General features: G+C 55.2%; 19 protein-coding genes and 1 pseudogene. 7 read left to right on the forward strand and 13 right to left on the reverse strand.

Annotated elements, in window-relative coordinates:
* Positions 1-75 precede the first annotated feature (75 nt).
* Genes CSE01S_RS15210 through CSE01S_RS15230 form a run of 5 tightly spaced genes read left to right on the forward strand, consistent with a single transcriptional unit; the run spans position 76 to position 4,389 of the window.
* Complete coding sequence (locus tag CSE01S_RS15210) at positions 76-1,821, forward strand: class I mannose-6-phosphate isomerase (protein ID WP_042290193.1); 1,746 nt, start codon at positions 76-78, stop codon at positions 1,819-1,821.
* Positions 1,822-1,825: 4 nt separating this feature from the next.
* Positions 1,826-2,254, forward strand: a complete 429-nt coding sequence (locus CSE01S_RS15215; RefSeq protein ID WP_042290195.1) for a PTS sugar transporter subunit IIA — start codon at positions 1,826-1,828, stop codon at positions 2,252-2,254.
* Between the two features lie 11 nt (positions 2,255-2,265).
* Complete coding sequence (locus tag CSE01S_RS15220) at positions 2,266-2,760, forward strand: PTS sugar transporter subunit IIB (RefSeq protein ID WP_042290197.1); 495 nt, start codon at positions 2,266-2,268, stop codon at positions 2,758-2,760.
* Between the two features lie 10 nt (positions 2,761-2,770).
* Positions 2,771-3,571: a PTS mannose/fructose/sorbose/N-acetylgalactosamine transporter subunit IIC gene (locus CSE01S_RS15225; protein ID WP_042290199.1), complete on the forward strand. Its 801-nt coding sequence runs from the start codon at positions 2,771-2,773 to the stop codon at positions 3,569-3,571.
* Positions 3,571-4,389 carry a PTS system mannose/fructose/sorbose family transporter subunit IID gene (locus CSE01S_RS15230; protein WP_042290202.1) on the forward strand — a complete coding sequence of 273 codons (819 nt, stop codon included), beginning with the start codon at positions 3,571-3,573 and terminating at the stop codon, positions 4,387-4,389. The genes CSE01S_RS15225 and CSE01S_RS15230 overlap by 1 nt, the downstream gene beginning before the upstream one ends.
* A gap of 63 nt (positions 4,390-4,452) precedes the next feature.
* Here the strand turns inward: CSE01S_RS15230 and CSE01S_RS15235 are convergent, their stop codons facing one another.
* The 8 genes and pseudogenes from CSE01S_RS15235 to CSE01S_RS23390 all read right to left on the reverse strand — a co-directional run.
* Complete coding sequence (locus CSE01S_RS15235; RefSeq protein ID WP_042290204.1) at positions 4,453-5,235, reverse strand: glucose-6-phosphate isomerase family protein; 783 nt, start codon at positions 5,233-5,235, stop codon at positions 4,453-4,455.
* Positions 5,228-5,791, reverse strand: a complete 564-nt coding sequence (locus tag CSE01S_RS15240; RefSeq protein ID WP_042290206.1) for a glucose-6-phosphate isomerase family protein — start codon at positions 5,789-5,791, stop codon at positions 5,228-5,230. Before CSE01S_RS15240 ends, CSE01S_RS15235 begins: the two co-directional genes overlap by 8 nt.
* A 127-nt stretch (positions 5,792-5,918) precedes the next feature.
* On the reverse strand, positions 5,919-6,869 hold the full coding sequence (ispH, locus tag CSE01S_RS15245; protein ID WP_042290209.1) for a 4-hydroxy-3-methylbut-2-enyl diphosphate reductase: 951 nt from the start codon (positions 6,867-6,869) through the stop codon (positions 5,919-5,921).
* Between the two features lies 1 nt (position 6,870).
* Positions 6,871-7,320, reverse strand: coding sequence for an FKBP-type peptidyl-prolyl cis-trans isomerase (gene fkpB / locus CSE01S_RS15250; protein WP_042290212.1), 450 nt, complete (start codon positions 7,318-7,320; stop codon positions 6,871-6,873).
* Between the two features lie 96 nt (positions 7,321-7,416).
* Positions 7,417-7,914 carry a signal peptidase II gene (gene lspA, locus CSE01S_RS15255; protein ID WP_042290214.1) on the reverse strand — a complete coding sequence of 166 codons (498 nt, stop codon included), beginning with the start codon at positions 7,912-7,914 and terminating at the stop codon, positions 7,417-7,419.
* A complete protein-coding gene (gene ileS / locus CSE01S_RS15260) occupies positions 7,914-10,730 on the reverse strand; it encodes an isoleucine--tRNA ligase (protein ID WP_042290217.1) in 2,817 nt (938 codons plus the stop codon). Before ileS ends, lspA begins: the two co-directional genes overlap by 1 nt.
* A 34-nt stretch (positions 10,731-10,764) precedes the next feature.
* Positions 10,765-11,700, reverse strand: coding sequence for a bifunctional riboflavin kinase/FAD synthetase (gene ribF / locus CSE01S_RS15265; protein WP_042290220.1), 936 nt, complete (start codon positions 11,698-11,700; stop codon positions 10,765-10,767).
* A gap of 7 nt (positions 11,701-11,707) precedes the next feature.
* Positions 11,708-11,920 (reverse strand): annotated as a pseudogene (locus CSE01S_RS23390) (DUF2575 domain-containing protein); the annotation flags it as partial.
* A gap of 108 nt (positions 11,921-12,028) precedes the next feature.
* Between CSE01S_RS23390 and rpsT the strand changes: the two are divergent.
* Entirely contained in the window at positions 12,029-12,292 is a 264-nt protein-coding gene (rpsT, locus tag CSE01S_RS15275; protein ID WP_002887965.1) for a 30S ribosomal protein S20, read from the forward strand.
* Positions 12,293-12,406: 114 nt separating this feature from the next.
* Here rpsT and nhaR read toward each other — a convergent pair whose 3' ends face one another.
* The 4 genes from nhaR to dnaK all read right to left on the reverse strand — a co-directional run bounded on the left by nhaR (position 12,407) and on the right by dnaK (position 17,847).
* On the reverse strand, positions 12,407-13,306 hold the full coding sequence (nhaR, locus tag CSE01S_RS15280) for a transcriptional activator NhaR (protein WP_042290226.1): 900 nt from the start codon (positions 13,304-13,306) through the stop codon (positions 12,407-12,409).
* A gap of 64 nt (positions 13,307-13,370) precedes the next feature.
* Positions 13,371-14,537 carry a Na+/H+ antiporter NhaA gene (nhaA, locus tag CSE01S_RS15285; protein ID WP_042290227.1) on the reverse strand — a complete coding sequence of 389 codons (1,167 nt, stop codon included), beginning with the start codon at positions 14,535-14,537 and terminating at the stop codon, positions 13,371-13,373.
* 174 nt (positions 14,538-14,711) lie between these two features.
* Entirely contained in the window at positions 14,712-15,845 is a 1,134-nt protein-coding gene (gene dnaJ, locus CSE01S_RS15290; protein WP_042290231.1) for a molecular chaperone DnaJ, read from the reverse strand.
* An 85-nt stretch (positions 15,846-15,930) separates the two neighbouring features.
* Positions 15,931-17,847, reverse strand: a complete 1,917-nt coding sequence (gene dnaK, locus CSE01S_RS15295; protein ID WP_042290234.1) for a molecular chaperone DnaK — start codon at positions 17,845-17,847, stop codon at positions 15,931-15,933.
* Positions 17,848-18,203: 356 nt separating this feature from the next.
* On the opposite strand from dnaK, the gene satP reads away from it, so the two are divergent.
* Positions 18,204-18,770: an acetate uptake transporter gene (gene satP, locus CSE01S_RS15300; protein ID WP_042290236.1), complete on the forward strand. Its 567-nt coding sequence runs from the start codon at positions 18,204-18,206 to the stop codon at positions 18,768-18,770.
* 30 nt (positions 18,771-18,800) lie between these two features.
* Here the strand turns inward: satP and CSE01S_RS15305 are convergent, their stop codons facing one another.
* The gene (locus CSE01S_RS15305; protein ID WP_042290238.1) at positions 18,801-20,108 is read right to left on the reverse strand and encodes an MFS transporter; all 1,308 of its coding nucleotides are present in this window, start codon (positions 20,106-20,108) and stop codon (positions 18,801-18,803) included.
* Positions 20,109-20,215: the final 107 nt, after the last annotated feature.

Here is a 20,215-nt window from a genome sequence, read left to right on the forward strand (position 1 = left end):
GGTTAATCGCGTTAACCATGCTTTGAATTTAAGGTTAATCGATTAATCTTAATCCAGCGATTACGGAGACTCAACATGCAGACTACCTATAATAAATTCCCTGAGGTTGTCGTTCAGGGTTATGACACCCAGGCCTGGCAAGGCTGGGATTCTATTACTTCTGTGCTCAACACCAGGGTTTCAGGTTTGACAAAACGCGTGCTGGTCGTGGATTGCTATCCGGGCGTGCGCTCAGATGAGCTGGAACAACGGCTTCTGGCCACCTTAAATGCCGCGTTGGTGGTGAATATCGAATCTGCCCGCCTCGGAAAAGAGGCATTACACGATCTTCTGGCCCGCAACCTGACCGACGACCGGGTGTTCGGCGTTCTTTCCTGCCATCAGCTTGTTGAGTTTTTTGATCCTGACAAACTCAATCAGATTCGCCAGCGCATCGCCTCGGTAGCAGAGGGCCTGGTCGTCGTATATGGTCCCGGCGCAGCGCTGGCGCATCCCGGCGATATCCTCGTCTATGCCGATCTCCCTCGCTGGGAAATCCAGCAGCGTATGCGCCATCACGGGCTGAGCAACTGGGGGGCGGAAAATCCGGACGAGGATATTCTCCGTCGCTACAAACGCGCTTTTTTCATTGAATGGCGTGTCTTTGACAGACACAAAACGCCACTGCTCAAGCGCGCCGACTTTTTGCTTGATTCCACCGTTGAAAACGCGCCTGCCATGGTCAGCGGCGATGCGCTACGCGCTGGCCTGCAGCAGACCACCACCCAGCCGTTTCGCGTTGTTCCTTTCTTTGACCCCGGCGTCTGGGGCGGTCAGTGGATGAAGCAGCAGTTTGATCTCGATCCTGCGGCACCCAATTACGCGTGGTGTTTTGATTGCGTGCCCGAGGAAAACAGCCTATTACTGCGTTTTGGCGCCGTGCGGATCGAGATCCCCTCTCAGGATTTAGTTTTGCTTTACCCGCGTCCCCTTCTCGGTGAGAAGGTCCATGCCCGCTTCGGCGCGGAATTTCCGATTCGTTTTGATTTTCTCGACACCATCGACGGGCAGAATCTCAGCTTTCAGGTTCACCCGCTGACGGAATATATCCAGCAGCAGTTCGGGATGCACTATACCCAGGATGAAAGTTATTACATTCTCGCCGCACAGCCCGGCGCGGTGGTGTATCTGGGCACCCAAACGGGCATTGAGCCGCAGGCGATGCTGGACGACCTGCGCGCCGCGGAACGTGGAGAAAAAACGTTCGACGATGCGCGTTTCGTAAATCAGATCCCAGCCCGCCAGCACGATCACTTTCTCATCCCGGCAGGCACCGTTCACTGTTCCGGCGCGGGCACCATAGTGCTGGAAATCAGTGCGACGCCATATATCTTCACCTTCAAACTGTGGGACTGGGGACGCTTAGGTTTAGACGGTTTGCCCCGGCCTGTGCATCTTGAACACGGCGAGCGCGTTATTGACTGGCAGCGGGATACGCAGTGGGTCTACGACAATCTGGTTAACCGCATTGAACCTATTGCGCAAGGAGAAGGCTGGAGAGAAGAACGCACCGGCATGCATGAGCGAGAGTTTATCGAAACGCGTCGCCACTGGTTTACCGCGCCGGTAATCCATCACACCCAGGGTGGCGTTAACGTTCTGAATCTGGTGGAAGGGGCAGAGGCGATTGTCGACAGCCCCAGCGGTGCGTTCGCCCCATTTACCGTTCGCTACGCTGAGACATTTATCATTCCGGCGGCCGTAGGCGAATACCGGATTACGCCGTCTGGCAACAGTGTCGACCGGCCATTCGCCACCATCAAAGCCTGGGTAAGAGGATAACCGTATGATCAACATTCTTGTCGCCACCCACGGACCGCTGGCAGAAGCGCTCCTCGCCAGTGGCCGTATGGTTTACGGCGAATTACCGCACGTCCACACCGTTACGCTGAGCGACCAGGCCGGGATTGAAGGGTTTAAAGAGAGCTTTGCGAAAGCCCTGGCCGATGCCGGGCAAAACGCGGATGGCGTGCTGGTACTGTGCGATATGCAAAGCGGCACGCCCTGGAATGTCGCCTGCCAGCATGCATTCTCTGCCCGGACCTTACCGCCTGTCGCCGTTGTCGCAGGCGTTAATTTTCCCATGCTGCTGCAAAGCGAAGAGATCTGCCACTTAACGGACGTGCATGCCGCCGCAGCCGAGCTGCTGGCGTTAACCGTACCGACGTTGATTAAAGCCGCCCCGGTTTTAACCGTTCAGTCAGATGATTTTTAAAGGAAACCACCATGAGTATTTCTTTTGTACGTATTGATGACCGCGTTATCCATGGGCAGCTCGTGACACGTTGGGCCAGAGAGCTGCCCTGTGACGGCATTGTCGCGATCGACGACGCCGTTGCGGCCGATCCTCTGCTCTCATCAGTCATGAAAGGCGCGGTTCAGGACACTAAAGTCTGGTTATTTGATACGGCGACCGCGATTGAGAAGTTGCCAAAGGTTATCGCCAGTGAGAAGCGTTATTTCGTGATTGGCAAATCGCCCGTCACGTTAAAGCGCCTCGAAGAGGCAGGCATCAGCCTGCAGAACAGCAATGGCAAAATCAACGTCGGCCCGATGAGCGCCCGCGCCGGCACCACCACCATCGGTCCTAACCAGTCGGTCAATCCAGACGAAATCGCCGCGTTTGACTGGCTGACGCAGCGCGGACATCAGGTGGAGTTCCGCCTGGTGCCGGATGCCGGTTTCTACAGCTGGCAGGACGCACGCCAGAAGCTGAAATAAGGAGGGGACGATGATTTTCGAAGCGACGTTAATCGGTATTCTGTGCTATCTCGGCGCCCTCAGTAGCCCCTGGCTTCTTGGGCTGACGGGCGGCTGGTATCTGATCACCCGACCGCTGATTTCCGGTATGCTGGTGGGGATCATCCTCGGCGATATGAAAACCGGCATCATCATTGGCGTTGCGGTTCAGGCCGTGTACATCGCCATGGTGACGCCCGGCGGCTCCATGCCCGCCGATCTTAACTTTGTGGCTTACCCGGCGATTGCCCTTGGGATCCTGTCCGGAAAAGGCCCTGAAGTGGCGGTCGCGCTGGCGGCAACGATCGGTATCGCCGGAACCATCCTGTTTAATGCGATGATGGTGCTTAACTCTTTCTGGAACCATCGGGCCGACGTGGCGCTGGAGCGCGGCGACGAGCGCGGCATCTACCTGAACAGCGCCATTTGGCCACAGGTGACAAATTTTATTTTACGTTTCGTTCCGACCTTTATTGCCGTTTACTTCGGCGCACAGTACATCAGCGGCTTTATGGACAGCTTACCTGGCGTCGTGCTGTCAACGATGAATGTACTGGGCGGCATTCTGCCCGCCGTGGGGATCGCCATCCTCCTCAAGCAGATCATTAAAAACTACACCATGTTGATCTATTTCCTCGTGGGTTTTGTCTGCATCGTTTTCTTAAAACTGAACATGGTCGCGCTGGTGATCGTCGGTTCGCTGCTGGCGTTGATTCACTATAACTACAAGCCGGAAGCGCCGCAGGCGGCTAATGCGGCGTCCGCCGCGACAGATGATGAGGATGAATTCTGATGGAAGAACGTTCCCTGACCCGTAAAGATCTCCGGCGCTGCTGGCGAGCATGGATGATGCACAACCTCTCCTCAATGAGCTTTGAACGTCTGGAGTCGTTTGGCTTTTGTCTGAGCATGCTGCCGGTCGCGAAAAAGCTCTATCCGGATGCCGCGCAGCGTACCGAAATGCTGCGACGCCACGCCTCGTTCTACAACACCGAACCGCAGATTGGCGCTATCGTAAACGGCATGGCGCTGGGGCTGGAAGAGAAAAAAGCTAACGGCGAACCCATTGACGGCGAGACCATTAACACCCTAAAAGTCGGCCTGATGGGCCCAATTGCCGGTATTGGCGATTCCATGATCCCAGGGATGTTGATCCCCATTCTGTTGAGTATCGGCATGGCGCTCGCCGCAGGGGGAAATATACTGGGGCCGCTTTTTTATACCGTCGCCTGGCTGGCGATCATCATTCCCGGCTCCTGGTTCCTGTTTTTGAAAGGTTACAAAATGGGTTCTGGTTCGGTTGAGATGCTGGTGAGCAGTAAATCTACCCGCCTGCGCGAAGCGTTGTCGTTACTGGGCGTGTTTGTCATGGGCGGCGTTGCGGCAAGCTACGTGAAGTTAGGCACCGGGCTGGAATTTATCACGCAGGATGGCGTAAATATTCACGTTCAACAGATGCTGGATGGCATCTTCCCTCAGCTCCTGCCGCTGGTCGTGGTGCTTGGCACCTGGTATTTGATGGCGAAGCGCGGCGTCTCACCGGTAAAAGCGATGATACTGCTTCTGGTGCTGGCGGCGCTGGGAGTCGCAACAGGCCTGTTTGCGGGTTAAATCCGCGTGATGGCATAAAGAGCGTCAACGCAAAACGAATGGCCGGGGCGATGCCCCGGTTTTTTATGGATGAAACTGCGTCCAAAGCTCGGCGACTTTATCCGGACGGGAAATAAACTGGAAGCGCGCCGGTTCGTCAATAAACTGCTGATAGATTGGCGCGGAGCTAAGCCCAAACTCCGTATAGTGCCGGGGCGTCACGACCTGTAACCGGCCAGCGATATAGCGCGGATTATGCTGCCAGACGACGTTTTTTCCCTGTAGCAGCGGGTACCATGCCAACCCTTTATGTGCCCTGACTGCCTCATATTCAAAGCCATATTCACGGTCACACCAGGCGCCAAAAGTGAGTGGCGTATCAGGATCGGCGGAGATCGTGGCATGACCCCAGCCTGGCGGCACCAGTACTTTCTCGCCCGGTCCGGCGATCACCGCGAAGCAGCGGCCTGGATCGTCATCGACATACTCTTGCATATAAACGATCGCTTTTCCCTGCCAGATCTCATAGAGCTCCGGCGGCGACCAGCCGCTGTGCTGGCTGATCCGATGAACATGCCCCTGACTTCGAATCGGCTCCTCACCCAATCGTCCTGCCGCGTAGGTCACCACGCCAAACAGCAGCATCCGTTTTTTCAGCTCGTCACGATCCTGCATCCGCGCGACATCCATTGCGATAGCGTAAACATCCTCCGGCCCGCAACAGTGCGGGTCGCGCAGAGAGGCTCGAATATGTTCGAGCCGACGAATTTCCGGCATGGGTCCGGTTACTTCCTCGCCATAGCTAAACCCCAGCGGGTGATGATGCACCGCCATATCCAGCCCAAAACGTGATGAAGGTTCAGCCATTCTGCACCGTCCTCGCCAGCGGTTGCTGGTTCTCTTCAAACACCCGGACATTGAAGCCTTTTGCCAGCGCCTGATAATCATGCCCTGCCAGCGTCGGCCATACGGCCAGCGCTGAGAGTACCTCGTCTCCGGTGTTGATCAACCGGTGAGCGGTATAACCTGCGATGATATGGACCGAGCCGGTAAAGACCTTTTCCAGACGTACTTCGCCCTGTTCATTTTGCAGCAGCAACAACCCGACGCCGCGTAGCCCAAAATAGACCTCACCTTGTTCGCGATGGGCATGAAAATGACCGCGGGTCATAAAATATTCGTGACCGACACGACCGGGATAAAGGTGGGTTATCCCGGTATAAAGCTCGCCGTCGGCGGGAGACGTGTTCAGCATCTCAACCTCATACACAATGCGTTCCCCGGCCAGTGACTGGCGGGCACGCTCATCGCTGAATATCCCAGTGAGATCCTGAATGCACGTTGACTTACGCAATAGCGGACCACCGGATAAATCGCCGGTAGTCCATTCCAGCCGCGGCGGCTGGCTAAAAGAAAGGTTCATATGTGTCTCCGGCCCGAGGAGAACAACATCGTCAGAGTAGCAGATTAATCGATTAACTTGCCAGTATGCGGCGAAAAAATGCCGGGTAACAAACCCGGCATTATCACGTCTGTCAGCACGAGAGAGGTTATTTGATTTCCTGCGCGTCGATGCGCAACTCTTTCGGCACCTCGAAGACAATATTCTCTTCGCGGCCTTCAAGCGGGACTGCCTCCCCGCCGCCAAGCTCCTGCAGGCGGGCGATGACGTTTTGCACCAGTATATCCGGCGCCGATGCGCCAGCAGTGACACCCACGCATTCCGCGTCTTTCACCCAGGCTTCCTGGATGTCGGCGGCATCGTCGATCAAAAACGCCATTTTTCCCATCCGCTGCGCCAGTTCAGCCAGTCGGTTGGAGTTAGAGGAGTTTTTCGACCCGACCACCAGCACCACATCCGCCTGCTCCGCCAGGGCGCGCACCGCTTCCTGACGGTTGGTGGTGGCGTAACAAATGTCGTCCTTGCGAGGACCGACGATTTTCGGGAAACGCTGGCGCAGCGCGTCTATCACGTCCGAGGTATCGTCGACGGACAGCGTGGTCTGGGTCATGAAGGAGAGTTTGCCTTCGTTTTTAACGTCAAGCGTCCAGACATCATCCGGCGACTCGACCAGGTACATGCCCCCTTCCGGGTTGCTGTACTGCCCCATCGTCCCTTCCACTTCCGGGTGCCCCGCGTGACCAATCAGGATCGACTCTTCACCGCGGCGGCTGGCGCGCGCCACTTCCATATGAACCTTAGTGACCAGCGGACAGGTGGCGTCAAAAACGGTCAGATCGCGGCTTTTGGCTTCGTTGCGTACCGCCTGAGATACCCCGTGGGCAGAAAAAATCAGAATCGCGCCGTCCGGCACTTCGCTGATCTGTTCAATAAAGATCGCCCCACGTTCACGCAGGCTGTCGACCACGTAGCGGTTATGCACCACTTCGTGACGAACATAAATGGGCGCGCCGTAAATTGCCAACGCGTTTTCAACAATGCTGATAGCGCGGTCTACACCTGCGCAAAAACCGCGCGGGTTGGCCAACAGGATCTGCATTTTACGCCTCCAGTGCCGGTTCGACTTCCAGCACTTCAATATCAAAATGAACGGTATGCCCGGCCAGCGGATGGTTGAAATCCACGGTGATTGAGTCGCCGTTGATCTCGCGGATCACCCCAGGCATTTCACTGCCGTCCATTGCGGTAAAGAGCATGATGGCCCCAATCTCAGGTTCGCCCGCGTCCATAAATTCACGACGAGAGAAATACTGGATCAGGTCAGGGGTCGGTACGCCAAACGCGGCATCCGGCTCCAGAGAAAAGGTGGTTTTATCGCCCGCCTTCAGGCCAAGAAGATGCTGCTCCAGTCCTTCAGACAGAGAGCCGTCACCCAGGCGAAAAAGCGCTGGCTTTCCGTTGTTACGGGTTGACTCAGCGGTGGAGCCATCGTCGAGCTTCAAAGTGAAGTGCACCAGCACCGCACTGTTACTCTGTACTGATTTAGACATGCAGGTTGCTCACTTATTGTCTTTCGCCAGGCCCGGTATGCGAAGCGTCACCGGGCCTGCTTAAACAGGCCTCTACCCAAAGGCCGGATACGGCGTTTATGCCGCCGTTTTTTGTCTGGAAGGTATAAATCCTTCCAGCACGATCAGCGCCGCACCGATACAAATCGCGCTGTCGGCGAGGTTAAACGTGGCGAAATGCCAGTCCCCGACGTAGAAATCGATCATATCGACGACGAAGCCGTGCCACAGGCGATCAAACAAATTACCCAGCGCGCCGCCAATGATTAACGCATAGGCTATGTTATTTAGTTTCTGCGTCGCTTTTGAACGGTACATCATCACCGTCAAAATAAGGCAGATACCTATCGCAATACCGGCAAAGAACCAGCGCTGCCAGCCACCGCTGTCAGCGAGGAAACTGAACGCCGCGCCATAGTTACGCGCATAATGCAGATTAAGCGACGGGAACAGCGCCACCGTATCCCCCAGAGCAAAGTTCTGGAGGATCAGGTATTTGCTGCCCAGATCGATAATCAGCACGACCACCACCAGCCACAGCCAGCGTAGCCCTGTTGAAAAGATCGGTTTACTCATCAGGCGAACTTACGTTTTTCGCCATCACCGGCGACGTTGCTGACACAGCGGCCGCAGATATCTGCATGTTCCGCCACCTTGCCGACATCTGTAGTGTAATGCCAGCAACGCGGGCATTTATCACCTTCGGCTTTACTCAACGCGACTTTCAGTCCTTTAAGCAATTCGCTCTGCTGTGCGTCGGCAGAAGCCTCCGCATAGTCTGCGACTTTCGCGCCCGAGGTCAACAGGACAAATCGTAATTCGTCGCCCAGCGCGGTCAGCATGGCAGCCAGTTCCGGTTCCGCGTACAGGGTCACTGCCGCTTCCAGAGAACCGCCCACTTTCTTGTCCGCGCGCGCCTGCTCGATCACCTTGTTCACTTCGCCACGCACTTTCAGCAGCTCGTCCCAGAAGGCATCGTTCATTGGCTCGGTTTCACCTAAGCCAAACAGACCGTCGTACCATTCGCCGGTAAAGACGTATTTCTCACGCTCGCCCGGCAGGTAGCCCCAGATTTCGTCTGCGGTGAAGGACATGATTGGCGCCATCCAGCGCACCAGCGCTTCTGCGATATGGTACAGCGCGCTCTGGCAGCTGCGACGCGCGACGCTGTCTGCCTTCGCGGTGTACTGGCGGTCTTTGATGATGTCGAGATAGAACGAGCCCATTTCAACGGAGCAGAAACGCATCAGACGCTGCACCACTTCATGGAAGTCATAGTCCTCGTAGGCTTTCAGGATGTCGTCCTGCGCGGTTTTCGCACAGCCGACCGCCCAGCGATCCAACACCACCATCTCTTCCGGTTTCACCATGTCTTTCACCGGATCGAACCCGTTCAGGTTCGCCAGCAGGAAGCGCGCGGTATTACGGATACGACGATAGCTGTCGGCGGCACGTTTCAGGATCTCGTCCGACACCGCCATTTCGCCGGTGTAGTCGGTAGATGCCACCCACAGACGCAGAATGTCTGCGCCCAGTTTGTTCATCACGTCCTGCGGCGACACGGTGTTGCCGATGGACTTGGACATCTTGCGTCCCTGACCGTCAACGGTGAAGCCGTGGGTCAGAACCTGGCGGTAAGGCGCTTTGCCCTTCATGGCGGTGGAGATCATCAGGGATGACATAAACCAGCCGCGGTGTTGGTCAGACCCTTCCAGATACATGTCGGCAGCGTGACCGGCAAACTCAGGGCGCACGTCAACCACAGAGGCGTGAGTAGACCCGGAGTCAAACCACACGTCCAGGGTATCCGGGACCTTCACGTACTGGTCGGCTTCGTCGCCCAGGATCTCTTTCGGGTCGAGATCCCACCACGCCTGGATGCCGTCAACTTCAACGCGTTTGGCAACCTCTTCCATCAGTTCAACGGCGCGAGGATGCAGCTCTTCGGTATCTTTGTGAACGAACAGCGACATGGGTACGCCCCAGGTACGCTGACGTGAGATACACCAGTCTGGACGGTTAGCCACCATGGATTCGATACGCGCCTGGCCCCAGTCCGGGATCCACTGCACGCCTTTGATCTCTTTCAGCGACTGGGCGCGCAGACCTTTCTGATCCATGCTGACGAACCACTGCGGAGTGGCGCGGAAGATGATCGGCGACTTATGACGCCAGCAGCACGGATAGCTGTGCTGCATTTTCGCCACGTGCAGCAGCGCGCCTTTCTCACGCAGTAGCTCAACGATCGTGTCGTTAGCTTTGAAAACGTTAACGCCGTCCAGCCCAGGATAAGTCCCAGCCAGATACGCGCCGTCCGGCCCTACCGGGTTGGCGATTTCCAGACCGTATTTCAGGCTGATGGTATAGTCGTCAGGACCGTGACCACCAGCGGTATGTACGGCGCCGGTACCTGCATCCAGCGTTACGTGATCGCCGAGGATAGCCGGGACGTCAAATCCCATAAACGGGTGAGTGAAACGCAGCAGTTCCAGCTCCGCGCCTTTTACCGTGCCGAGGATGCGGTAGTCCGCCACGCCAATGCGCTGCATTACGCTTTCCACCAGATCTTTCGCCAGGATCAGCGCCTGACCGTCGATCTGCACCAACGCATAGTCGAAATCCGGCGCCAGAGAGATCGCGCGGTTGGCTGGCAGCGTCCACGGCGTCGTGGTCCAGATAACCAACGAGATCGGCCCGCTGACGCCCGGCAGGCCAAACTTCGCCTGCACTGCATCCTGATCAACCGCACGAAACGCCACGTCGATCGAAGGGGACGTTTTGTCGTAATACTCGACTTCCGCTTCCGCCAGCGCGGAACGGCAATCTACGCACCAGTGCACCGGCTTGGCGCCTTTATGCAGGTGGCCGTTGCCGATGATTTTACCCAGCGCGCGAATGATGTTGGCTTCGGTTTTGAAGTCCATCGTCAGATACGGATGCGACCAGTCACCCAGCACGCCCAGGCGAATGAAGTCTTTTCGCTGACCGTCAACCTGCGTAGCGGCATATTCACGGCATTTGGCGCGGAATTCGGCGGCGGTGAATTTCTCACCCGGCTTACCGTATTCTTGCTCCACTTTCAGTTCGATCGGCAGACCGTGGCAGTCCCAGCCCGGAACATAAGGCGAGTCGAATCCCGCGAGTCCTTTGGACTTCACGATAATGTCTTTCAGAATCTTGTTAACCGAGTGACCAATATGAATGCTGCCATTCGCATAGGGAGGGCCATCATGCAGAATGAAGGTTTTTTTGCCTTTTTTGGCCGCACGAATGATGCCGTACAGATCATCATCAGTCCAACGCGCCAGCATTCCCGGTTCGCGCTTGGCGAGATCGCCGCGCATCGGGAACCCTGTTTCCGGCAAATTCAGGGTTGATTTATAGTCACTCATCAGATTCTCGGTTCCGTATTTAATACATAGGCATTTAAGCCGGGTATCGCCCAAAAAACTCGCGGGCCGTTAATTCATCTCGCGCAATCTGCGCTTTCAGTTCATCCAGCGAAGCAAACCGCTGCTCGTTGCGTATTTTTTTACGCAGCACTACATCTATATGGCGACCGTAGAGGTCCATTGCAATATCCAGCAAATGCACTTCTAACTGTTGGCGCACACCCGACACCGTTGGCCGGGTTCCGATATTCGCCACGCCGGGCAATGGCTTTTCGCCAAGCCCCCTCACTTCTACCGCATACACCCCTTTCACCGGGGAGACCTGACGGCGCAGCGGGATATTCGCCGTCGGAAAACCAATGGTGCGCCCAAGTTCATCACCGTGGACAACGCGTCCGGAGAGAGTAAACGGGTGCCCCAGTAAACTTTCCGCCAGCGCCAGATTGTCTTCCGCCAGCGCCTGACGCACGGCGGTGCTGCTGATACGCACGCCGCCTTCACAGAAGGTTTGGGTGCTGGTGACATCAAAGCCATACTCCAGGCCAGCCTTCTGTAATAACAAGAAATCGCCCGCCCGGCCAGCGCCAAAGCGGAAATCATCACCCACAGCCAGAAATTGCACCCCGAGGCGTTTGACCAGCAGATCGCTGATAAACGTCTGCGCGGTAAGCGCGGCGAAACGTCGGTCAAAACGCACGCACAGCACGTAATCGACGCCACATTCCGCCAGGTAACGCAGTTTCTCCCGCAGGCGAGTCAGCCGTGCGGGCGCTTTATCCGTCGCGAATAGCTCAAGCGGCTGCGGCTCAAAGATCATCACCATCACCGGTAAGCCACGTTTGCGCCCTTCTTCCTGCAAACCTTGCAGCAGCGCGCGGTGACCACGGTGCACGCCGTCGAAATTACCAATAGTCAACACACACCCGTGCGGGGCCTGACTAAGATTATGTATGCCGCGTATCAGCTTCATGTCTGGCTCAAAACAGTGAAAATCGCCAAAGTATACCTTGTACCGCGGTCAAGGTTAACCGGCGATTGATGCGCCAAAACGAAAAGCAGATGGATTTCATCACTATGAGGCAAACTCAGCGCCTAAACTGACAAAGCAATTCAATTTTTATCGTCGAAAAGCTGTATTCACGCCCCGCAAGCTGGTAGAATCCTGCGCCATCACTACGTAACGAGTGCCGCTAGATTAACGGCGCTTATTTGCACAAATCCATTGACAAAAGAAGGCTAAAAGGGCATATTCCTCGGCCTTTGAATTGTCCATATAGAACACATTTGGGAGTTGGACCTTGGCTAATATCAAATCAGCTAAGAAGCGCGCCGTTCAGTCTGAAAAGGCTCGTAAGCACAACGCAAGCCGTCGCTCTATGATGCGTACTTTCATCAAGAAAGTATACGCAGCTATCGAAGCTGGCGACAAAGCTGCTGCACAGAAAGCATTTAACGAAATGCAACCAATCGTGGACCGTCAGGCTGCTAAAGGTCTGATCCACAAAAACAAAGCTGCACGTCATAAAGCTAACCTGACTGCACAGATCAACAAACTGGCTTAATCGTCCGTTCGTTGTCGCTTTGTGAAAAAACCCGCTAACGCGGGTTTTTTTATGTCTGCGATCGGGCGTTTGACTGTGCCGGATGGCGGCGGCGCGTTATCCGGCTAACGAGGTTTATTTCGCCACAGGCATAAACAACGCCGAATAGTTGCTGTTACAGATGCGCTGCACTGCCGGGTGTTGAATCATGCGCTCGGCAAATATCGCGTGATACTCCTCCATCACGTTCTCCACGCGTCCTATCTCAACGATTGAATCATCTGCATAAAAATCATTTGCATAGAGCGTAGGCGCGACGAAAATCGCGTTGTGCGTGGCACCAAAGGCTTTCATTAACGCCGCGTCGTCAAACTCACCTAAAATCTCGACGTTGAGCCCCTGAGAGTTAAACCAGTTCAGCAATTTGCGTCCCAGCATAGAACGCCGACCAGGCACTAACAGGCGGCGCTCCTCCAGGCAGGCCGGAAATGGCTTTTCCGGCAGCGGATTCGTGCACCAGAAGCTGACGCTGCATTCGCCAATTTTTACCGAAAACAGCCCCTCCTGCTGTGTCGAATCGATCGGGCAGTCGGAAATGATCATGTCCAGCTTATGCTGGCTTAATTGTTCCAGCAGCATTTCATGAGTGGACTCAAAGCAGCGCAGATGAATTTGTTCATCTTCCACCACCGCCGCGTCCAGCACGCTGCTGACCAGACGTTTTGACAGCGCATCCGCTACGCCCACATCAAACAGCAGGTTCGACTCTTTGCGGTAGTTAACGATATCCAGCATCTCCTGGCTGAGCGTGAACATTTTATCGGCATAGCGGAATACCAGTTCGCCAAGTTCGCTGGGTTCAAGGCCGCGCCCTTTACGCTTGAACAATTTGCCCTGCAAACGCTCCTCGAGCGCTTTGATCTGTCCGGTAATGGTTTGCGGCGTCAGATACAGCGCTTCCGCCGCGCCAACCACGGATCCCTCTTTATAAACGTGCCAGAAATAATAGAGATGGTTGTAATTGATATGGGACATACTCTCTCCCTGAAAAATGTCACAAAAAGGGGAGCTGACTGCGCTCCCCTGCGAATGCTTACGCTCAGGCCGCCGCGCTTAAACGCGCGCGTAGCCAGCTATAGCCAATCACTGCCGACAGCAGCGAACCAATCAGGATCCCCAGCTTCGCCCAGTTAATCAGTTCCGGATCAACGCTGCCAAACGCCAGGCTGGCGATAAAGATCGACATAGTAAAGCCAATGCCGCACAGAATGCCGACCGCCATGATCTGCGGGAAGGTCGTACCCTGCGGTAATTGCGCCATTTTCAGACGCAGCGCCAGCCAGCAGAACAGACTAATGCCCAGCGGTTTACCTATCAGCAGGCCGGCAATAATGCCCAACGGCAGGATGGAGGTGAGCCCATCGATCGTCACGCCCTGCAGGGAAACACCCGCGTTGGCGAAAGCAAACAGCGGCAGGATCATGTACGCCACCCACGGGTGCAAAACATGCTCCAGACGCTTCGCCGGAGAACGCCCGTGTTTCTCCTTGAGTGGAATAAAGAACCCGACAATCACTCCCGCTAACGTTGCGTGTACGCCAGACTTGAGCACCGCAGTCCAGAGCACGACGCCCACCAGAATATAAACTCCCGTTCGTCTTACCCCGCACAGATTCAGCAGCGCCAGTACCGCAATGGCGCATGCCGCCACGCCCAGAGATACCATCGACAGATCGCTGGTATAGAACAGCGCGATAATCACAATCGCGCCCAGGTCATCAATAATCGCCAGCGCCATGAGGAAAATTTTCAACGCCAGCGGTACACGGCTGCCCAGTAACGCCAGTACGCCCAGCGCAAAAGCAATATCCGTCGCCGCCGGGATCGCCCAACCCTCACGCGTTACCGGGTCGGCATAGTTAAACGCCAGATAGAGCACAGCCGGAACAATCATCCCGCCAATAGCGGCAATAACGGGAAACGCCGCCTGACGCAAGCTGGCAAGGGAGCCTTGCATCAGTTCCCGCTTGACCTCCAGACCAATCAACAGAAAAAACACCGCCATCAGGGCATCGTTAATCCATAACAACATGTTTTTGTTGATTTCAAGCGCGCCAACGCGCAGTTGTACAGGAGTGTCAAGAAAAGCGTGGTACCACCCACTGGTGGCGCCGCTATTCGCCATTATCATGGCCAGCGCAGCGGCGATGATCAGTATGATGCCTCCGGAGGCGTCGCTGCTAAAGAATCGATGCAGATGTTTCACTTTTTATTCTCGCTTTCAGGTGAATACTTCGTAATGACCATCTTACTCCGCATGAATCATCGTTAAAATTAGATTATTTATGATGAATGAATCGGTTTTTACGAGTATAGACCAAAATAAAAAAGCCCGAGATCTCTCAATCTCAGGCTTGTTAAGCGAAATAACCGATGTGTCTTAGCGTGTCAGATCGTCGAAGAACTTTTTCACGCCGTCGAAGAAACTCTTGGAACGTGGGCTGTTATTTTCCCCTGTCGGTCCGCCAAAGCTTTCCTGCAGATCTTTCAGCAGTTGCTTTTGCTTTTCGTTCAGGCCTACCGGCGTTTCCACCACCACGCGACATAACAGATCGCCCTGCGCGCCGCCGCGAACGGACTTCACGCCTTTTCCGCGCATACGGAACAGTTTGCCGGTCTGCGTTTCGCCAGGGATTTTCAGCTTCACACGTCCGTCGAGCGTCGGAACTTCAATCTCGCCGCCGAGCGCCGCCATTGCAAAGTTGATCGGTACTTCACAGTACAGGTTATTCCCTTCACGTTCGAAGATCGGGTGCTGTTTCACCTGGACCTGAACATACAGATCGCCTGCCGGAGCGCCGTGCTCCCCTGCTTCGCCCTCGCCGGAAAGACGAATGCGATCGCCGGTATCCACACCTGCCGGGATTTTAACCGACAGCGTTTTGCTTTTCTCAACGCGACCATGACCATGACATTTGTTGCACGGGTCTTTGATCAACGTACCCCGTCCCTGACAGTGCGGACAGGTTTGCTGAACGGCAAAAAAGCCCTGACGCATCTGCACCTGGCCGGAGCCGTGACAGGTTGGACATGTCTGCGGCTGAGTACCCGCTTTTGCCCCGCTACCGTGGCAAACATCACACTCTTCCAGCGTCGGAATACGGATCTCTTTGGTCACGCCACGTACGGCTTCTTCGAGGGTGAGATCCATGTTGTAACGTAAATCGGCCCCACGCGCGGCACGTTGACGGCCCCGGCCACCGCCGAAGATATCGCCAAAAACGTCACCAAAAATATCGCTGAAGTCAGCGCCGCCGCCAAAGCCGCCGCCACCGCCCATTCCACCCTGCTCAAACGCAGCATGCCCGTACTGATCGTAAGCGGCGCGTTTTTGCGCATCGGTCAGCACTTCGTAGGCTTCTTTGATCTCTTTGAACTTGGCTTCGGCCTCTTTATCACCCTGGTTACGGTCCGGGTGATATTTCATGGCCAGGCGCTTGTAGGCCTTTTTGATTTCACGCTCTTCCGCTGATTTGGAAACGCCCAAAATCTCGTAATAGTCTTGCTTAGCCATCTCTTTTTATCTGCCCTTAACATGCGTGCACGGGCGGAGAGGAAACCTCTTCGCCCGTGCCAGTAATTACCCGTTCAAAGGGCGATTATTTTTTGTCTTTCACTTCTTCAAACTCAGCGTCGACAACATCGTCATCTTTCGCATTGTTTGCGGAAGCGTCAGCGGAGCCTGCCTGCTGCTGTGCGTGCTGCTGCTGGGCGATCTCCATCAGTTTCTGGGAAACCTGCGCCAGTTCCTGCATCTTCGCTTCGATAGCCGCTTTGTCTTCACCTTTCAGCGCCGTTTCCAGGCCGCTCAGCGCAGACTCAATGGCCGTCTTATCGTCAGCCGGCAGCTGATCGCCTGCTTCTTCTACCTGCTTACGCGTGCTGTGCAGCAGATGGTCGCCCTGGTTGCGGGTCTGAACCAGCTCTTCGAACTTACGGTCAGATTCTGCGTTCGCTTCTGCTTCGCGAACCATTTTCTGAATCTCTTCCTCGTTCAGGCCAGAAGATGCCTTGATGGTGATCTTCTGCTCTTTACCGCTGTTTTTGTCTTTCGCGGAAACGTGCAGGATACCGTCAGCATCGATATCGAAGGTGACTTCGATCTGCGGCATGCCGCGCGGCGCTGGGTTGATGCCATCCAGGTTGAACTGACCCAGAGATTTGTTATCAGACGCGCGTTTACGCTCACCCTGCAGCACATGGATGGTTACCGCAGACTGGTTGTCTTCTGCAGTAGAGAACACCTGGCTGTGCTTGGTCGGGATAGTGGTGTTTTTGCTGATCAGCGCAGTCATGACGCCGCCCATCGTTTCGATACCCAGCGACAGCGGGGTAACGTCGAGCAACAGAACGTCTTTCACATCCCCGGTCAATACACCGCCCTGAACGGCAGCACCGATAGCCACGGCTTCGTCCGGGTTAACGTCTTTACGCGGTTCTTTACCAAAGAACTCAGCCACTTTCTTCTGCACCATTGGCATACGGGTCTGACCACCAACGAGAATAACGTCGTTGATATCAGATACGGACAGGCCAGCGTCCTGCAGCGCAACTTTCAGCGGCTCGATAGAACGGTTCACCAGATCTTCGACCAGGCTTTCCAGTTTCGCGCGCGTCACTTTGATGTTCATGTGTTTCGGACCGGTGGCATCTGCGGTGATATACGGCAGGTTCACATCGGTCTGCTGTGCGGAAGAAAGTTCGATTTTCGCTTTTTCCGCCGCTTCTTTCAGGCGCTGCATGGCCAGCGGGTCATTACGCAGGTCAATGCCCTGATCTTTCTTAAATTCTTCAACCAGATAGTTGATCATACGGCTGTCGAAGTCTTCACCACCCAGGTGGGTATCACCGTTGGTTGCCAGAACTTCGAAGGTTTTTTCGCCGTCAACTTCGTCGATTTCGATAATAGAGATATCGAAGGTACCGCCACCGAGGTCGTAGACCGCGATAGTACGGTTGCCAACTTCTTTATCCAGACCGTAAGCCAGTGCCGCTGCGGTCGGTTCGTTGATGATACGTTTGACTTCCAGACCTGCGATACGGCCAGCATCTTTGGTTGCCTGACGCTGAGCATCGTTAAAGTATGCAGGTACGGTAATAACCGCTTCCGTTACCGGCTCACCCAGGTAATCTTCCGCCGTTTTCTTCATTTTTTTCAGCACTTCGGCAGAGATCTGCGGCGGCGCCATTTTCTGGCCTTTCACATCAAGCCATGCGTCGCCGTTATCGGCGCCGATGATTTTGTACGGCATGATAGAAACATCGCGCTGGACTTCTTCGTCCTGGAAGCGGCGGCCAATCAGGCGTTTGATCGCAAACAGGGTGTTTTGCGGGTTTGTCACTGCCTGACGTTTAGCCGGCTGACCAACCAGAGTTTCACCATCCTGGGTATATGCAATGATAGAAGGCGTGGTGCGATCGCCCTCAGCATTCTCCAGCACGCGTGCCTGAGTGCCGTCCATAATCGCTACACAAGAGTTGGTAGTACCCAGGTCGATACCAATAATTTTACCCATCTAAACGTCTCCACTAAAAATTCGGTCAACATGTGGTTGTGAGTCTGTAATAAGGGCGAAACGTGCGGTTTCAACTACCCCTGAATCGTTTTTTTTCAGACTCGCCATTGCGGTTGACTACTAAGTGGGGTCGTAACCCACTTCATCAAGGGGGGAATGAAAAAAATTTTTGCTTTTGATGAGAAAAAAGCCTCCGACGGAGTTGTGATGTCAATCACGTCAAAAATAACGCCGTTTCCCCTGATGAGATCATAGACAGCCACCTCGCCCCTGATTATTATGCCGCGCCCCGAACGCGGAACCGTTTTTCGGGGAAACTATTTCACCATTCAATCAATGATGATTTTTGAGGATTTATGGGCAACACTAAGTTGGCTAACCCGGCACCGCTGGGCCTGATGGGCTTCGGCATGACCACCATTCTGCTTAACCTGCATAACGCGGGTTTCTTCGCCCTTGACGGTATTATTCTCGCGATGGGAATTTTCTACGGCGGCATCGCGCAAATCTTTGCCGGTCTGCTCGAATACAAAAAAGGCAACACTTTCGGCTTAACCGCCTTCACCTCTTACGGCGCCTTCTGGCTGACGCTGGTCGCCATTCTGCTGATGCCGAAAATGGGTCTGACCGACGCGCCGAATGCGCAGTTCCTCGGGGTATACCTCGGTCTGTGGGGCGTCTTCACGCTGTTTATGTTCTTCGGTACACTGAAAGGCGCACGCGCTCTGCAGTTCGTCTTCCTGAGCCTGACCGTTCTGTTCGCCCTGCTGGCTGTCGGCAACATCGGCGGCAGCGAAGCGGTGATCCACATCGCAGGTTGGGTCGGTCTGGTATGCGGCGCCAGCGCGATTTACCTGGCGATGGGTGAAGTGCTGAACGAGCAGTTTGGCCGCACCATTTTGCCAATCGGCGACGCGCATTAATCATTTATCCCCCCACCTGGGGGGATACTCTCACTGCCGTTGTAGCTCTGCCTGTATGTCCGTGTTGTGATAACACCTATCCTGCCGCAACCAAATTCCCAGTCCTAGACCTACCAGCGACAGCGCCAGCACATACCATGCCGGGGCCATTGGCGATACGTTCATTAGCAACGTCACCGCAATGGGCGTCAGGCCGCCGAAAATGGCGTAGGAAACATTGTACGAAAACGAAATGCCGGTAAAGCGAACCTCCGCAGGGAACGCGCGTACCATTACGTATGGCACAGCGCCGACCACGCCAACGCACAATCCCACCAGCCCGTATAAAAGAAATAATCGCGCCGGGTGTTCACCCGCCAGGTGATAGAAGAGCCCACTGGAACAGGCCAGCAGAACACTGCCGACAATAAAGGTTTTGCTGGCGCCGACGCGATCGACAAGGTAGCCGGAGAGCAGGCAGCCGATGCAGAGCATGATGGTCGCCACGCTGTTGGCCTGGAGCGTCAGGGCGGGAGCCAGTCCATACTGTTTTTGCAGCCAGACCGGCGACATCAGTATGACCACCACAATACCCGCAGAGAGCAGCCAGGTCAGCAGCATTGAGATGATGACGGCTTTCTGATGCCTGACCACCACCGACTTCACCGGTAACTCCTGCGCCAACGCTTTACGCTGTTGCATTTCCAAAAAGACAGGCGTTTCCTGTAACCAGCGGCGCAGGTACATCGCCACCAGGCCAAACACACCGCCGAGCAGGAAAGGAATGCGCCAGCCATAGTCGTGGACCGCCTGGGAAGAAAAATGGGTATTGACCTGTGTTGCCACCACTGAGCCGAGCAGGATACCCACCGTCAGCCCCGCCGTTAGCGTGCCGCAGGCAATGCCGATACGATGTTCCGGCACATGTTCGGCGACAAACACCCACGCGCCCGGCACTTCCCCGCCAATCGCCGCCCCTTGCAGGATGCGCATCAGCAACAATAACAGCGGCGCGGCAATGCCTATCGCGGCATAAGTCGGTAACAGACCTATCGCCAGCGTGGGCACCGCCATCAGCAGGATGCTCAGAGTGAACATTTTCTTGCGCCCGACCAGATCGCCGAAATGCGCCATGATGATGCCGCCTAACGGACGCGCCAGATAGCCTGCGGCAAAAATACCAAAGGTCTGCACCTGACGAAGCCATTCCGGAATGTCTGCCGGGAAAAACAGCTCACCAACAACGGCGGCAAAAAAGACGAAGATAATGAAGTCGTAAAACTCCAGCGCGCCGCCCAGAGCGGCCAGCGTCAACGTTTTATAGTCCTGACGATTCAAAGATCGGGCATGTTGTGACATAGCAAACCATCATTAAGGCGTGATTGGGCGATCGCGCATCGCCCTTGTAAAGTAAACCTTACTTTAACGTAAATAAATCAACACGCCAGATTTGCCGATGCTTATGT

This window comes from Citrobacter sedlakii NBRC 105722, from assembly GCF_000759835.1.
Classification (GTDB): Bacteria; Pseudomonadota; Gammaproteobacteria; order Enterobacterales; family Enterobacteriaceae; genus Citrobacter_A; species Citrobacter_A sedlakii.

Coding starts and splice junctions, on each gene's coding strand:
- CSE01S_RS15210 (WP_042290193.1), top strand. CDS start 76: ATGCAGACTACCTATAATAAATTCCCTGAGGTTGTCGTTCAGGGTTAT.
- CSE01S_RS15215 (WP_042290195.1), top strand. CDS start 1,826: ATGATCAACATTCTTGTCGCCACCCACGGACCGCTGGCAGAAGCGCTC.
- CSE01S_RS15220 (WP_042290197.1), top strand. CDS start 2,266: ATGAGTATTTCTTTTGTACGTATTGATGACCGCGTTATCCATGGGCAG.
- CSE01S_RS15225 (WP_042290199.1), top strand. CDS start 2,771: ATGATTTTCGAAGCGACGTTAATCGGTATTCTGTGCTATCTCGGCGCC.
- CSE01S_RS15230 (WP_042290202.1), top strand. CDS start 3,571: ATGGAAGAACGTTCCCTGACCCGTAAAGATCTCCGGCGCTGCTGGCGA.
- CSE01S_RS15235 (WP_042290204.1), bottom strand. CDS start 5,235: ATGGCTGAACCTTCATCACGTTTTGGGCTGGATATGGCGGTGCATCAT.
- CSE01S_RS15240 (WP_042290206.1), bottom strand. CDS start 5,791: ATGAACCTTTCTTTTAGCCAGCCGCCGCGGCTGGAATGGACTACCGGC.
- ispH (WP_042290209.1), bottom strand. CDS start 6,869: ATGCAGATCCTGTTGGCCAACCCGCGCGGTTTTTGCGCAGGTGTAGAC.
- fkpB (WP_042290212.1), bottom strand. CDS start 7,320: ATGTCTAAATCAGTACAGAGTAACAGTGCGGTGCTGGTGCACTTCACT.
- lspA (WP_042290214.1), bottom strand. CDS start 7,914: ATGAGTAAACCGATCTTTTCAACAGGGCTACGCTGGCTGTGGCTGGTG.
- ileS (WP_042290217.1), bottom strand. CDS start 10,730: ATGAGTGACTATAAATCAACCCTGAATTTGCCGGAAACAGGGTTCCCG.
- ribF (WP_042290220.1), bottom strand. CDS start 11,700: ATGAAGCTGATACGCGGCATACATAATCTTAGTCAGGCCCCGCACGGG.
- nhaR (WP_042290226.1), bottom strand. CDS start 13,306: ATGTCCCATATCAATTACAACCATCTCTATTATTTCTGGCACGTTTAT.
- dnaJ (WP_042290231.1), bottom strand. CDS start 15,845: ATGGCTAAGCAAGACTATTACGAGATTTTGGGCGTTTCCAAATCAGCG.
- dnaK (WP_042290234.1), bottom strand. CDS start 17,847: ATGGGTAAAATTATTGGTATCGACCTGGGTACTACCAACTCTTGTGTA.
- satP (WP_042290236.1), top strand. CDS start 18,204: ATGGGCAACACTAAGTTGGCTAACCCGGCACCGCTGGGCCTGATGGGC.
- CSE01S_RS15305 (WP_042290238.1), bottom strand. CDS start 20,108: ATGTCACAACATGCCCGATCTTTGAATCGTCAGGACTATAAAACGTTG.